Consider the following 14445-nt stretch of genomic DNA (forward strand, 5'->3'; position numbering starts at 1 on the left):
CTTCAGTTGAACATAAAGATTTTCGTTCTTGAGCGGACGTTCAAAACAAATCCAATCGCTATCATGTATGTGAGTAAGGAGCTTCCTCCGTAGCTCATAAGGGGTAGTGTGATGCCTGTAATAGGTAGTAATCCGATTGTCATCCCGATATTTTGAAATACTTGAAAAGTAAACATTCCGATTGTACCAGCGCAGATGTAACTACCGAAAGGGTCATTACTTTCTATAGCGATATGAATCATGCGGAAAATAAGTAGGAAAAAAAGTGCAATAATGACGCTTGCGCCTAAAAATCCGAATTGCTCAGCGACATTCGTGAAAATAAAATCTGTATGTGGTTCTGGAAAGTATACTTGTCCATTTTCCCAACCTTTTCCTTGCATTTCTCCTGATCCGGTAGCTAAGAAAGCTTGTCTTAATTGATAGCCTTGCGCATCATATTTGTATGGCGCTAACCAGCCGTAGAAGCGATTTAATTGATATTCTTGTAAAATGTGTGCTTTAAAGAATTTTGTATGAGTGAAAAAAATATACGTTAATGTAAAGCCAGCTACAAAGATACCGGAAACTAACCCGAAAATAAAACGCCAACGTATACCAGAAACTAATATCATTGCTGCGAGCATAGCTGAAATTACCATCGTGTTTCCTAAATCAGGTTCCTTTGCAATCAGTAGTAGTGGCGGCAAACTTGTTGCGCATATTTTTCCGAGTAATAGAAAATCGTCGTGTATTGTTCGGTAAAAATATTTCTCATTATGATTAGCTATAATTCGTCCGATGACAATAATTAAAAACAATTTCATAATTTCGGAAGGCTGGAAATTTCCGATGCCTGGGAGCCTGTACCAAGCAGTCGCACCTTTAATTGTAACGGCACCTGGTACTTGAAATTCTAGTCCAATAAGTAGTACCAATGCAAAGCTATATAAATACCAAGCAATTTTTTGATAACGATCGAAATCGATAATCATAATCATACCAATGGCTATGAATCCAATGAAGTACCACTGGATTTGCTTTAATACAAAATTTACATGTTGTAAAAATGGTGGTAAAGAGGCTTGTGCACTTGCAATTGCAAAACAACTAACAATCCCAATGGCAAATAAAATGAATAGCAATACGTAGTCTATTTGATATTGAGAATTTGAATCTTTCAATGTGTGTATTCCTTTCTATCGCCTAGTAAGTATATGGATCATGTCATGATAAAAATAATATACAAGCAGACTATGCATACATTTATTCCACTATTTGTGGGAAGTCATACATCACACGGAAGGAGTAGTGCCTACCGTGTGATGGACTATATGGCACGGAGTTCTTTTGTAATGATATTTAAACAATGGGAGAGACGGGCATGTGTATCGGAAGTTGGAATGAGATCTGGGAATAATCGGTAAAAATTCGTGGCATCATCGTGCCATTCGCAAGCTTTTAACAGACTCGATTTATAATGGGTGCTATCTTGTAAGAAACCATATTTTTTGGAGGTTAAAACGAGATGTGAAAAATCTTCACAGCCTTCAAGGAATTTGTGATGTACTTGCTGTCCCGTATGAAGGCGGAATGAACTTAAGGGCTCCGTTATATACATCGCATCACCTCTTGACAGTAAACTGATCCAAGAGGCCATATCAACGCTACAACCATATTTTCTACCATTTAAAGTGCCGAAAGGTTCTGCTAATAGATGTTTTCGAAAGAGTACAGTCGTAGGTTCACCAATAATGTTTTGTCCCAATATAAGCATATGGTTTCCAAAATCTTTCCCGTTTAGTAGAGTATCTTCATCATATAACCTTTTCATGGAGGGATGTTGTTCAATTATTTCTCCATCATCATTAATCCAAGTACGATAAGATGTAATAAGTGCGAGATTTTGATCTAAGTCTTTTTGGAAATAAAACATCATTTTTTCAATTTTACCACTATAAAATATATCATCATCCATTAAGAAATTTATGTACTCTCCATTTGACTGTTTTAAGAGCATAAGTGCGTTATGAAATTGCCCTAGAGTAGTGGTATTTCGAATGTATGTTATATTTTTATGCTTATGTAAATAATGTCGGTATATTAATTTTTCTGTTTCATTATTTGTACTATCGTCTCCTACAATGATTTCAATATTGGAATACGTTTGTGCTAATGCACTTTCTAGAGCAATTTTAAAATAATGTGGTCGATTATAGGTAGGAATAAGGATGGAAACGAGCGGCAGATTTTTTATATTATTCATATACAACTACCTTTCAGAATTTTTTTGTGTAAGAATAATATCTTGATAACTTGTATGCTCAGTTCTGCCACACCATGAGCCATAATGGGGAGGAGTCTGCATTTCTAGTCCATACTTATTTAATAGGGTAAGAATATCTTTCTCAAGATAGGCAACTGCGAAATTCGGAATTTCTTTATTTAGAACATAACAATTGTCAATTTGATGATAAAAACCTAACGTACTTAGACCTGCATTTAAATAATAGGAAGATTCAGGGTTAATTAAAAAGAAAGTGATGAAACATCTCCCATCCTTTTTCAAAACTCGAGAAATTTCACTTAAGTAATGTTCCAATTCTTTCGGAAGGAGGTGGGTAAATATAGACGTTAAAAAAATAAAATCAAATGATTCATCTTCATATGGAAACTTGTATTGGGAAGCATCTTCTTTTCCATCAGGATTATAGAATTGATTATATATATCGACATGTTCAAAATGGAAATTGTTACGGCGTGTTGAAATGTTATTTTTGCACCATGTAATTCCCTTAGTGAATAAGTCAAATCCATAATAAGTACCATCATCGTTTAAATAATCCATTAATGGAACCGCCATCCGGCCGATACCGCAACCTATATCTAACACTGTTTCATTTGGTTTTACATTGCCAATTTCAATAAAATACTGCATAAACTCTTTTCCAACTTCTTCAAAGTCACCACCTACATATTGAACGAGTTCTGGAGGTGGAATTAATGTGGATTTTTTCTCGTTTTCGTTCATACATTCACTCCGTCCTTATAGTAAAGTAGGGGATTTCTATTGTGTATAAGTTCATCAGTTATAGTGAGGGGAACTTTACACGAGTGGTTCTTATGAATAAGTAGTATAAAGTTCCTCTCAAAAAAATAAACTTGTATTCTATTCTTTCCGCCAATAAATACCGAAATCATCAATTTTAGTAATAGGAGCTTGTAAGTTTCTTTCATTTCTGAAATCTGTTACAGCTTCTGCGCATGTTACTAATCCGTAGTCATCAATAATAATAAAGCCACCTGTTGACACTTTATCGTATAAGTTTACAAGACTATCCATCGTTGATTCATACATATCACCATCAAGACGAGCAATTGCAATTTTTTCTACCGGTGCTGAAGGCAATGTATCTTTAAACCAACCCTTTAAAAATTTTACCTGATCATTTAATAAATCATATTTTCTAAAGTTCTCTTGCACTGTTTCTAAAGAAACCCGTAAGTAATCGAATGTGTGCAAGTAATCACCGTAATCTTTTGGGTATTGTTCTAAGTTAGGTGCTGGTAGACCTTCAAACGAATCGGCAACCCACACGGTACGATCCGTAATGTTATTTGCTTGTAAAAAACCATTCATAAAAATGCATGATCCTCCGCGCCATACACCAGTTTCAATAAAATCACCTTCTATATTTTCACGGACAACAGTTTCCATAGCCGCATGTAATTGATTCATACGTTTTCGGCCAATCATACTATGTGCTGCTCTTGGCCAATCTTTTCCGCCTTGCCGCTCACTTTTTGAAACGTTAGGGTCAACGATTTTTAAATTGTGATTTTCTACGTACTGTTTAAGAAATAAAGGAAGCGGAACAGTAACTGGTTCATATGATAGCTCTTTAGATATATGTAACGAAGCAGGTAAATATGGTTCGTATTCTAACCATATTTCAAATAAAATTGTTTTCTTTAATAATTCAAGATAAAGCTGAACAGCTGATTTATTTTCCATATAAGTGCCTCCTGCGGAATGTCATACAACATTATGACTATGTAGAAAAGAGAGATTTAATGATTGAATTTACAAATGAAAAAGCAGTAAGACTAATACCAGTCTTACTGCTAAGTACAAAATTAAGCGATTTTCTCAATAATAATTGATGCACTTGTACCAAGAGCTAGTGATAATCCAATTCCTGTAACAACTGCTTCAACGAGTGATGGTGTTGTCGTAATTTGTGTAATGGCTTGGATAACGATAGGAGCTCCAAGTGAAATTAAGCTTGTGCCTCCACCTGGTACAGTAACGCCATTAACTTGAATTGCAAGACTTCCTAATAAACTTACTGCCGCTGTATAAGCAATAACCGTAATTTTATAAAAACCAGTTTCACTAATTACGAAAGTATCAGGATCCATTTGAGAAATTGCTGTACCAAACTGAGATCCAACAGTATTAAATGGTACTGGATCATTAACGCCAAGAGCTAAAGAAACTGTGGCTGAGTTAAAGGCATACAATCCTGCTGGCAGTCCTAACCCAGAAGGTCCAGTCGGCCCAGTCGCACCAGTCGCACCAGTTGGTCCAGTAGCGCTAGTAGCGCCAGTCGCACCAGTCGGTCCAGTCGGCCCAGTTGGCCCAGTCGGTCCGGTCGCACCAGTCGCACCAGTCGCGCCGGTAGCACTAGTCGCACCAGTCGGCCCAGTCGCACCAGTCGGCCCAGTCGGCCCAGTCGGTCCAGTCGGCCCAGTTGGCCCAGTTGGTGCAGTCGGCCCAGTCGGTCCAGTTGGTCCAGTCGGTCCAGTTGGTGCAGTCGGCCCGGTTGGTGCAGTTGGTCCAGTTGGCCCAGTTGGTCCAGTCGGTCCAGTCGGAAGGGTAAACGGCGGTATCGGTGGTAATGTTGGTCCTACAAGATTAGGGTCAAATGCACTAGCTGATAAAGATTCATCGGGATTTAATCCATCTGAATAATTATTATTTGACATAAATTCACCTCCATAAAGCGTTCATTATATAGTAGATGCAAAACCGGAAGAAAATGACACGGACATTTGAATTATTGAAAAGAAATCTTAAACTGCTTGTGCAAGTTAAAAAAGTGGAAAGTTTATTGTATGTATAACATATGATTGATTTGGAAGAGGGTGATTATGTTGACCAAGCAAGGAATTACAATTAGTTTATGTATGATTGTTCGAGATGAGGAAGATACAATCGGTCGATGTTTAGACGCAGTAGAAAAAATTGTTGATGAAATTATTATAGTGGATACAGGTTCCATTGATCGAACGAAAGAAATTGTAGCTCAATATACCTCTAACATATATGACTTTCCGTGGATTAATGATTTTGCGGCAGCTAGAAATTTTTCTTTTTCGAAAGCAACGCAAGAATATATATTATGGCTAGATGCTGATGATGTGTTATTAGAAGATGCGCAAGAGGCATTGAACCTATTAAAAAGAGAATTAGATCCTAATGTGGATGCCGTTTCGATGCCGTATCATCTTGTAATGGATTCTAACGGGAAACCTTTATATTGTACAAAAAGATATCGACTTGTAAAGCGTGAAAAACAGTTTCAATGGTTTGGAAAGGTGCATGAGTATTTAGCTATTTTTGGTGAGATTTTTAATAGTAATGTTGCGATCACGCATAAAAAAGAGAAGAAAGTAACGAATCGTAATTTGAAAATTTTTCAAGATGCTGTAGCAGCTGGGGAAGAATTGAGTCCGAGAGATTTGTTTTATTATGCGAATGAATCTATGGATAATCAAAAATATGATGATGCAGTTTTACTATATGAAACATTTCTTAATCAAGAAGAGGGTTGGTATGAAGAGAAAATTTATGCATGTGGTAAATTAGGAGATTGCTATGCAAAGCTTGGATCATGGGAAAAGGCGATTGAATCTTGCGTGAAGTCGTTTCGATATGATGTTCCTAGAGGAGAGAATTGTACAAGAATAGGATATATATATATGGAACAACAAAAGTATAACGAAGCGATATTTTGGTTTAAACTTGCAACGGAAGTACCAATGGCGACGGAGAGTCCGTTTCATAGTCCAGCGAGCTACACATGGCTTCCTTATTTACAAATGTGTATTTGTTATAGCAAGTTAGGTGAGCAAGATAAAGCTTATTATTACAATGAATTAGCAGCTTCTTATGTTCCGAATAATGCTGCAATTGAATATAACCGCAAATATTTTCGGAGTGTTTTTGATAAACAATATAAATCGTTATAGGTTGCTTTTTTTAGAAATGGCTTATTGGTATTCTAACTCTAATAGATTGGCTATATAGTAAAGTATTGGTTACATCTATAGACGTTAGACGAGATTTATATTTCAAATTCAATTTGCATAAGGAGTGTGTAAAATGAATTCCCCAAAAAATTCTTTATATGAAGAAAAGTCTGGGCATTATTATAATGCAGTGAATCCGAATGTATTAAAACATATAAAAAAGGAATGGAAAGAAGTTCTTGATATCGGTTGTTCGAGTGGTGCACTTGGAGCTGCCATAAAAGAAAATGGCACACGTGTATCTGGAATTGAAGCATTCCCAGAGGCAGCAGAACAAGCAAAAGAAAAACTAGATCATGTTGTTTTAGGCGATATAGAAACAATGGATATGCCGTATGAGGAGGAGCAATTTGATTGCGTTATATTTGGTGACGTATTAGAGCATTTATTTGATCCGTGGGCGGTAATAGAAAAAGTAAAACCGTATATAAAGCAAAATGGTGTGATTTTGGCTAGTATACCGAATGTTTCACACATTTCAGTATTAGCTCCCTTACTTGCTGGAAATTGGACGTATACAGAATATGGTTTATTAGATAAAACACATATTCGTTTCTTTACATTTAATGAAATGCTACGAATGTTTTTAAAAGCAGGTTATTCAATTAGTAAAGTAGATCGTGTATATGTTGATCATAAAATGTATGAACCGCTTATTGAGGAATTATATGGTATTTGTAAAAAATATCGTCTTGGAAGTGGCTTCATGGCTGAGACGGTTGTATTTCAATACATTATTGAAGCAGAAAAATCACAATTATGAGTGCAGCAGATAAAACAATATTATTTGTTACGTGTATAAATGATCGGAAAATGTATGCACAATGTGCGCGACATATATTACAATTGCCAGTTCCTCCAGGATACACGATACAGTTTATGCCGATTCGGAATGCGAAAAGTATGACGAGCGGATATAATCAAGCAATTTCGCATCCGGCAAAATATAAAGTGTATATACATCAAGATGTTTTCATTGTAAATGTAGGGTTTTTATATGGATTACTTCAATTGTTTCAAGAACATGAACATCTTGGGATGATTGGTATGGTTGGAGCACAATATGTTCCTCCAAATGGAATATGGAATGTAGGCAGAGGAGTTGTTGGAAAAGTCATTGGTTATATGAATGATTTATTTTATATGGCAAGTCAAGAAAAGCCGTATCATGACTCAAAAACATTTATGCCTGTAGAATGTATTGACGGCTTATTAATGGCAACACAATACGATATTCCATGGCGGGAAGACTTGTTTGATGGGTTTGACTATTATGATGTGTCTCAATCGTTTGAATTTAGAAAAGCGGGCTATACAGTTGGGGTTCCTGTACAGCGTGATGCGTGGTGCATTCACTATCATATCGATGTGGATATGACCAACTATGAAAAGTATAGAAAGATATTTGTAGAGCACTATATGTCAGATGTAAATCAAGACGAATAGAGGGGCTACAAAATGAAAGATCATACAATATTAGTCGTTGTTTGTATAAATAATGAAGAGCTATTTGAACAATGCGAAAGACAAATAAGAAACCTTTTTGTTCCCCCGGGTTATGTCGTACAAATTTTTCCGATACGAGATGCGAAAAGTATGGCGAGTGCATATAACCGAGCACTTTCATATCCCGCGAAGTATAAGGTTTATATACATCAAGATACTTATCTTATTAATCGAGAGATGCTTTATACACTCATTTCTCTTTTTAAAGATAACGAAAAACTAGGTTTAATTGGAGTAGCTGGTGCTCAGTTTTTACCGAGCAACGGGATATGGTGGGAAGGAAAAAATTTAGTAGGGAAAGTGATTGAGTACAGGAGACAGAATTATCAATTATTAAATTTAGATCAAGTTTTTTATGGGAATCAACCATTTTTGTCAGTTCAGGCAATTGATGGTTTATTGATGGCCACGCAATATGATATTCCGTGGCGTGAAGACTTATTTCAAGGATTCCACTTTTATGATGTGTCGCAGTCTTTAGAGTTTCAAAAGGCAGGTTATTTAATTGGTATCCCTAATCAAGCAAATGTATGGTGTATTCACTACAACGGGGATGAGTTTGATGCGGATACATATGAGAAGGAGCGGAAAGTGTTTGTAGAACATTACAAAGATATATTATCTCCATCATAAGGGAGAGATGCAGGGTGAAAGGAATTATTTTAGCAGGTGGAACTGGGTCGAGATTATATCCAATAACGAAAGTAACGAATAAACATTTGCTTCCTGTTGGACGTTATCCAATGATTTATCATGCGGTATATAAGCTAAAACAGTGCGAGATTACAGATATTATGATTATTACAGGTAAAGAGCATATGGGAGATGTTGTTAGTTTTTTAGGAAGTGGTCAAGAGTTTGGCGTGTCTTTTACGTATCGTGTACAAGATAAGGCTGGCGGAATTGCGCAAGCATTAGGGCTTTGTGAAGATTTCGTCGGGAAAGATCGTATGGTAGTTATATTAGGAGATAATATCTTTTCTGATGATATTCGTCCGTATGTTGAAGAGTTTGCAAATCAAAAAGAGGGTGCGAAAGTACTGCTGCAATCTGTAGATGATCCGGAGAGATTTGGCGTAGCACATATTCAAAACGACAAAATAATTGAAATTGAAGAAAAGCCGAAAGAGCCGAAAAGTTCCTATGCAGTCACAGGAATTTATTTGTATGATTCGAAAGTCTTTTCTTATATAAAAGAATTAAAACCTTCCGCAAGGGGAGAACTTGAAATTACAGATATTAATAATTGGTATTTAAAACGAGGGGTACTTACTTATAATGAAATGAGCGGTTGGTGGACTGATGCAGGAACTCACATTTCTCTTCAAAGGGCGAATACGTTAGCGCGGGATATAAACTTTGGTAAACAGTTTAACGGAGAATAGGTGAGAATATGAAAGTTATAGAAACAAACTTTACTGACGCAAAATTGTTAGAACCGAGGTTATTTGGAGATGGGCGTGGCTTTTTTACTGAAAGTTATAATAAGAAGGTGCTAGAAACATTAGGGATTACGTATTCATTTGTACAGGATAATGTTTCATATTCGGCGGAAGCGGGAACGATTCGGGGATTACACTTTCAAAAAAATCCGAAAGCACAAACGAAACTTATTCAAGTTATGCAAGGAGCAATCTATGACGTTATCGTCGATTTGCGAAAAGATTCCCCAACATTTAGGCAGTGGAGAGGATATATTTTAAGTGCAGATAATCATCGGCAATTATTAGTACCAAAAGGATTTGTGCACGGTTTTTGTACACTTGTTCCGCATACGATTGTTATGTATAAAGTAGATGAGTATTATAGTGCTGATCATGATTCAGGGGTACTTTGGAGTGATAAAGAATTAGCAATTCCATGGCCGGTAACAAGTCCTATTTTGTCTGACAAAGATCGAATATTACCATCACTTCAGGAATGTGAAGATAGTTTTTGAGTAGGAGAGTTGTTTATGAATATATTAGTAACAGGTGGAGCAGGATTTATTGGAAGTAATTTTGTACATTATATGTTACAAAGCTATGAAACATATAAAATTATTAATTTCGATGCATTAACATATAGTGGAAACCTAAATAATGTAAAGTCTATTCAAGATCATCCGAATTACTATTTTGTAAAAGGGGAAATTCAAAATGGAGAGCTACTGGAGCATGTTATTCAGGAACGTGATGTGCAAGTCATTGTCAATTTCGCAGCTGAATCACATGTGGACCGTAGTATTGAAAATCCGATCCCTTTTTATGATACAAATGTAATTGGGACAGTCACTTTATTAGAATTAGTAAAAAAATATCCGCATATTAAACTCGTGCAAGTATCAACGGATGAGGTGTATGGCTCTTTAGGAAAAACAGGGCGATTTACCGAGGAAACCCCGTTAGCTCCAAATAGTCCATATTCTTCAAGCAAAGCGAGCGCCGATATGATAGCTTTATCTTATTATAAAACATATCAATTACCAGTTATCGTAACACGTTGTTCCAATAACTATGGGCCGTATCAATATCCTGAAAAATTAATTCCGTTAATGGTTACGAATGCGCTCGAAGGAAAAAAATTACCGTTATATGGCGATGGATTAAATGTAAGAGATTGGCTACATGTAACGGATCATTGTCGTGCGATTGACGTTGTTTTGCATAAGGGATGTATAGGAGAAGTATATAATATAGGTGGAAATAATGAAAAAACAAATATAGATGTTGTGGAACAAATTATTACTCTCTTAGGAAAAACGGAAAAGGATATTGAATATGTGACAGATCGTTTAGGACACGACCGCCGTTATGCGATTGATGCAGAGAAAATGAAGAATGAATTTGATTGGGAACCGAAGTATACGTTTGAGCAAGGGTTACAAGAAACGGTGCAATGGTATGAGAAGAATGAGGAATGGTGGAAACCATTAAAAAAGTAAGGGGCATATAAATGAGAGAACGGATTATCATAACAGGAGCAAATGGTCAATTGGGAAAGCAACTACAAGAAGAGTTAAATCCTGAAGAATATGACATATATCCATTTGATAAAAAGTTACTAGATATCACAAATATATCCAAAGTGCAGCAAGTAGTACAAGAAATAAGGCCACATATCATTATTCATTGTGCAGCGTATACGAAGGTTGATCAAGCTGAGAAAGAACGAGATCTTGCTTATAGAATAAATGCAATAGGGGCTCGAAATGTAGCAGTTGCCTCACAATTAGTGGGGGCGAAGTTAGTTTATATTAGTACAGATTATGTATTTCAAGGTGATAGACCGGAAGGGTACGATGAATTTCATAATCCGGCGCCGATAAATATATACGGGGCTTCTAAATATGCGGGAGAGCAGTTCGTCAAAGAGTTACATAATAAATACTTTATCGTTCGTACATCGTGGTTATATGGTAAGTATGGAAATAACTTTGTGAAAACGATGATGCGATTAGGGAAAGAAAGGGAAGAAGTATCTGTTGTAGCGGATCAAATCGGTTCTCCTACGTATGTGGCGGATTTAAATGTAATGATTAATAAGCTCATTCATACTTCTGTATACGGTACGTATCACGTATCGAATAGAGGATCATGTTCTTGGTTTGAATTTGCAAAGAAAATATTTTCGTATGCAAATATGAAAGTGGATGTATTACCGGTTTCAACTGAAGAATTTGGAGCGGCGGCAGCGAGACCAAAATATTCTATTTTCCAACATAACATGCTACGATTAAATGGTTTTTTACAAATGCCTTCTTGGGAAGAAGGATTAGAGCGTTTTTTTATAGAAACAAAAAGTCATTAACAATTTTAAGTTAATGACTTTTTTTGTTTGCCTTTAAGAGGTTTTATGTTACTATAATTATAGTATCAGGTACTAATAACAAGTATAAGTATTTCTGGGAGGATATATCATGGAACTATTACAAGGGAAAACATTTGTTGTTATGGGCGTTGCGAACCAAAGAAGTATTGCATGGGGAATTGCTCGCTCTTTGCATAATGCAGGTGCAAAATTAATCTTCACATATGCAGGAGAACGTTTAGAGAGAAACGTTCGTGAATTAGCGGATACATTAGAAGGACAAGAATCACTTGTATTACCTTGTGATGTAACAAATGATGAAGAGCTTACCGCTTGTTTTGAAACAATCAAGCAAGAAGTTGGTACAATTCACGGTGTTGCCCACTGTATTGCTTTTGCAAATCGTGACGACTTAAAAGGTGAATTTGTAGATACTTCTCGCGACGGATTTTTACTTGCACAAAATATTAGTGCATTCTCCTTAACAGCTGTAGCAAGAGAAGCGAAGAAAGTAATGACAGAAGGCGGAAATATTTTAACGTTAACATATCTTGGCGGCGAGCGCGTTGTGAAAAACTATAACGTTATGGGCGTTGCAAAAGCTTCATTAGAAGCGAGCGTGAAATATTTAGCGAACGATTTAGGTCAACATGGCATTCGCGTTAACGCTATTTCTGCAGGTCCAATTCGTACGTTATCTGCAAAAGGTGTAGGCGACTTTAACTCAATCTTAAGAGAAATTGAGGAGCGCGCACCACTTCGTCGTACAACAACTCCAGAAGAAGTTGGGGATACAGCAGTATTCTTATTCAGTGATTTAGCACGCGGCGTAACAGGAGAAAACATTCACGTTGATTCAGGGTATCATATCTTAGGATAATTATAATATGAACTGTTAAAGGACAATCTCTACATGTTGAGATTGTCCTTTTTATTTGTTCTTGGAAAGAACGATTTTTAACGAAAGTTCTTACCATGTGATGAATATAACTATAATAGTACACAATTTATTCAGCTACGTATGGAAGTGGGAGGGACGAGTGTGAAGAATAAAAATAAAAGTTCAACAGTTGGAAAACCGTTGTTATATATTGCGCAAGTAAGTTTGGAACTTGCTGCACCGAAAATAAAAAGAATTATTTTAACAAACTTTGAAAATGAGGATCAAAAAGAGGAAAGTAATAGAAACGAAAATGTTGTAAGTAGTGCGGTGGAAGAGGTAATAGAAGAACAAGAAGAGCAACAAGTAGAAGAGAAAATAGAAGAAGAGGAACAAGAACAGAAAGAACCAGTGAGAACTGTCCCGTATAATAAATCATTTAAGGATATGAATAATGAAGAGAAAATTCATTTTTTATTAAATCGCCCTCATTACATTCCGAAAGTAAGGTGCAGAATAAAAACAGCTACAGTCTCATATGTTGGATCAATCATATCGTATCGTAATGGAATTGTAGCGATTATGCCGCCAAATAGTGTGCGAGATATTAAGTTGTCTATAGATGATATCCAGTCGATTAGTATGGCCGGCTTTTAAATATGTAAAGGTGGTAGAAATCTTCTACCACCCCAATAGTTTTTTAGTTTACTTCACTTATTAGATAGAAACGTCGCGTAAGCATTGGATAGCACAGAAACAGCTTAAATCAACAGTAATGCAAGTAGATGTCGATACTAATCTTGCATTTGGTACAGCTAAAAACGTACAAATCGGATCATCACCAGGTGGTACAGGAGAACCGTCACCTAATACAACAGTTAATACACGTAGTACAGCACAGCTATCATCATCTACACTTTCCACACGGAAAATTGGAGATTGGCAGCTAGAAAGGCTTGCAGATGGTGCAAATGCTTCAAATGGTGTTCCAGCTTTTGTGTATAAAATAAAAGGGCGTGTATTTGCTACTGATGCAGTGTTGTGAGCACCTAAAAATGGGATTTCACAACCAGACCCACACGTTGTAGTAGAACAATCTTGTAAGTTCATTGATGAATTTTACAACGTCAACTACACAATGAGAAGAGCTATGGTGTTTATTTTCGTTACAACTCATTAATGTCACTCCTTATCTTCTTGTTTGTATTTACATTAATAAGATATTGGAGTCGAGGAGATTTGGTCACAATCTCAAGACCTTTTTTTTTAAATAGGCGAAAGAAGATAAGGGAAGGTGGAATCATGCTGTTTACAAGTTGGCTTTTATTTTTTATTTTCGCGTTAGCGGCATTTAGGCTCACCCGTTTAATTGTTTATGATAAAATTACAGCTTTTTTGCGAAGACCGTTTATTGACGAATTAGAGATTACGGAGCCGGATGGAAGTGTATCAACTTTTACAAAAGTAAAAGGTAAAGGATTAAGAAAGTGGATTGGCGAATTATTAAGCTGTTATTGGTGTACAGGTGTATGGGTTAGTGCTTTTTTATTAGTGTTATATAATTGGATCCCTATCGTTGCAGAACCGTTACTTGCGTTATTAGCTATTGCAGGAGCAGCAGCAATCATTGAAACGATTACAGGATACTTTATGGGAGAATAATATATTTTCATAATACGAGAAAAAGCGGAGTTTAAAAGAATGAGGGAACGGAAATAAAGAGTTGTTCATATAGTAAATAGACAGAATTGACAGTAGAGGAGATGTTTGCTGTGAGCAATAATCCAAGGCAAAATTCATATGACCTGCAGCAATGGTATAACATACAGCAACAGCACCATGCACAACAACAGGCATATCAAGAACAATTGCAACAACAAGGATTTGTGAAGAAAAAAGGATGCAATTGTGGGAAAAAGAAGAATACAATAAAACACTATGAAGAATGAAACACTCATGCTACTGTGAGTGTTTTT

The 14445-nt window shown here is 36.2% G+C and carries 17 protein-coding genes and 1 pseudogene; 12 read left to right on the forward strand and 6 right to left on the reverse strand.

The features are described from left to right. Window positions 1–2 precede the first annotated feature (2 nt). From MKY00_RS06640 to MKY00_RS06660, 5 genes are all read right to left on the reverse strand, one after another. Window positions 3–1163: an FtsW/RodA/SpoVE family cell cycle protein gene (locus tag MKY00_RS06640; RefSeq protein ID WP_000655328.1), complete on the reverse strand. Its 1161-nt coding sequence runs from the start codon at window positions 1161–1163 to the stop codon at window positions 3–5. Between the two features lie 146 nt (window positions 1164–1309). Then, window positions 1310–2245: a glycosyltransferase family 2 protein gene (locus MKY00_RS06645; protein WP_016716873.1), complete on the reverse strand. Its 936-nt coding sequence runs from the start codon at window positions 2243–2245 to the stop codon at window positions 1310–1312. A 6-nt stretch (window positions 2246–2251) separates the two neighbouring features. Then, window positions 2252–3010, reverse strand: a complete 759-nt coding sequence (locus MKY00_RS06650; protein WP_016716874.1) for a class I SAM-dependent methyltransferase — start codon at window positions 3008–3010, stop codon at window positions 2252–2254. Between the two features lie 138 nt (window positions 3011–3148). Then, window positions 3149–3994 carry a TylF/MycF family methyltransferase gene (locus tag MKY00_RS06655; protein ID WP_016716875.1) on the reverse strand — a complete coding sequence of 282 codons (846 nt, stop codon included), beginning with the start codon at window positions 3992–3994 and terminating at the stop codon, window positions 3149–3151. Between the two features lie 122 nt (window positions 3995–4116). Further along, window positions 4117–4968 (reverse strand): BclA C-terminal domain-containing protein, encoded by an 852-nt coding sequence (locus MKY00_RS06660; RefSeq protein ID WP_073530300.1) that lies wholly within the window; start codon window positions 4966–4968, stop codon window positions 4117–4119. Window positions 4969–5133: 165 nt separating this feature from the next. On the opposite strand from MKY00_RS06660, the gene MKY00_RS06665 reads away from it, so the two are divergent. The 10 genes from MKY00_RS06665 (at window position 5134) to MKY00_RS06710 (ending at window position 13126) form a co-directional block, all read left to right on the forward strand. Beyond that, on the forward strand, window positions 5134–6234 hold the full coding sequence (locus tag MKY00_RS06665; RefSeq protein ID WP_016716877.1) for a glycosyltransferase: 1101 nt from the start codon (window positions 5134–5136) through the stop codon (window positions 6232–6234). 133 nt (window positions 6235–6367) lie between these two features. Then, a complete protein-coding gene (locus tag MKY00_RS06670; protein ID WP_016716878.1) occupies window positions 6368–7057 on the forward strand; it encodes a class I SAM-dependent methyltransferase in 690 nt (229 codons plus the stop codon). Continuing rightward, complete coding sequence (locus MKY00_RS06675) at window positions 7054–7740, forward strand: glycosyltransferase family protein (RefSeq protein WP_001271197.1); 687 nt, start codon at window positions 7054–7056, stop codon at window positions 7738–7740. Before MKY00_RS06670 ends, MKY00_RS06675 begins: the two co-directional genes overlap by 4 nt. Before the next feature lie 12 nt (window positions 7741–7752). Beyond that, window positions 7753–8433, forward strand: a complete 681-nt coding sequence (locus MKY00_RS06680) for a glycosyltransferase family protein (protein WP_016716879.1) — start codon at window positions 7753–7755, stop codon at window positions 8431–8433. Window positions 8434–8447: 14 nt separating this feature from the next. Beyond that, a complete protein-coding gene (locus tag MKY00_RS06685) occupies window positions 8448–9185 on the forward strand; it encodes a sugar phosphate nucleotidyltransferase (protein ID WP_016716880.1) in 738 nt (245 codons plus the stop codon). 8 nt (window positions 9186–9193) lie between these two features. Beyond that, window positions 9194–9739, forward strand: a complete 546-nt coding sequence (rfbC, locus tag MKY00_RS06690; protein WP_016716881.1) for a dTDP-4-dehydrorhamnose 3,5-epimerase — start codon at window positions 9194–9196, stop codon at window positions 9737–9739. A 15-nt stretch (window positions 9740–9754) separates the two neighbouring features. Next, on the forward strand, window positions 9755–10723 hold the full coding sequence (gene rfbB, locus MKY00_RS06695) for a dTDP-glucose 4,6-dehydratase (RefSeq protein ID WP_016716882.1): 969 nt from the start codon (window positions 9755–9757) through the stop codon (window positions 10721–10723). An 11-nt stretch (window positions 10724–10734) separates the two neighbouring features. Beyond that, window positions 10735–11589 carry a dTDP-4-dehydrorhamnose reductase gene (gene rfbD, locus MKY00_RS06700; protein WP_016716883.1) on the forward strand — a complete coding sequence of 285 codons (855 nt, stop codon included), beginning with the start codon at window positions 10735–10737 and terminating at the stop codon, window positions 11587–11589. Window positions 11590–11698: 109 nt separating this feature from the next. Further along, the gene (gene fabI, locus MKY00_RS06705) at window positions 11699–12469 is read left to right on the forward strand and encodes an enoyl-ACP reductase FabI (RefSeq protein ID WP_000421885.1); all 771 of its coding nucleotides are present in this window, start codon (window positions 11699–11701) and stop codon (window positions 12467–12469) included. Window positions 12470–12610: 141 nt separating this feature from the next. Further along, window positions 12611–13126, forward strand: a complete 516-nt coding sequence (locus MKY00_RS06710; protein WP_074585543.1) for a spore coat CotO family protein — start codon at window positions 12611–12613, stop codon at window positions 13124–13126. A gap of 60 nt (window positions 13127–13186) precedes the next feature. On the opposite strand, the pseudogene exsY reads toward MKY00_RS06710, so the two are convergent. Then, a pseudogene (gene exsY / locus MKY00_RS06715) lies at window positions 13187–13646 on the reverse strand (exosporium assembly protein ExsY). Between the two features lie 125 nt (window positions 13647–13771). Between exsY and MKY00_RS06720 the strand changes: the two are divergent. Together MKY00_RS06720 and MKY00_RS06725 are read left to right on the forward strand one after the other, a co-directional pair. Then, entirely contained in the window at window positions 13772–14131 is a 360-nt protein-coding gene (locus tag MKY00_RS06720; RefSeq protein WP_000899662.1) for a DUF1360 domain-containing protein, read from the forward strand. Window positions 14132–14232: 101 nt separating this feature from the next. Further along, window positions 14233–14418, forward strand: a complete 186-nt coding sequence (locus MKY00_RS06725; protein WP_003266501.1) for a hypothetical protein — start codon at window positions 14233–14235, stop codon at window positions 14416–14418. Window positions 14419–14445: the final 27 nt, after the last annotated feature.

The organism is Bacillus sp. FSL R9-9834, assembly GCF_038006905.1.
GTDB classification, from domain to species: domain Bacteria; phylum Bacillota; class Bacilli; order Bacillales; family Bacillaceae_G; genus Bacillus_A; species Bacillus_A pacificus.